At 46.3% G+C, this 363-nt stretch carries 1 protein-coding gene; it reads left to right on the top strand.

Features of this window, described 5'->3' with window-relative positions; translation table 11 throughout:
* The coding region (locus KNQ15_RS16680) for a helix-turn-helix domain-containing protein (RefSeq protein WP_214730126.1) at positions 1-363 on the top strand (363 nt) is incomplete at both ends.

Genomic DNA, 363 nt, shown 5'->3' with positions numbered 1-363 from the left:
ACCACATCAGAAAGAGTCAAAATAGAAACTTATCTAGAGCTTGGATTTTCAATGCGAAAGATCGCTCAGCATCTCGGACGACAGCCGTCCACGATTTCACGTGAGCTCAAACGGAATCCTTCCTACAATGCGATCAACGCCGGACTGCGTTATGAGATGCAAAAAAAGAATTGTGGAGCACGCACGCTGTTCAGCACTTCGCTTGGCTCATGTATCCTTTCGAAACTGCGAGAGACATGGTCTCCCGAACAGATCGCCGGACGGCTCTTTCACGAACAGGGACCATCGTACAGTACAATCTATCGATGGATATATAAAGGATTCATCAAGAGCGATTTAGGCGTTTTACGACAAAAAGGAAAG

This window comes from Exiguobacterium sp. s168 (assembly GCF_018619035.1).
GTDB classification, from domain to species: domain Bacteria; phylum Bacillota; class Bacilli; order Exiguobacteriales; family Exiguobacteriaceae; genus Exiguobacterium_A; species Exiguobacterium_A acetylicum.
This window is presented reverse-complemented; position numbering and strand designations above follow the sequence as displayed.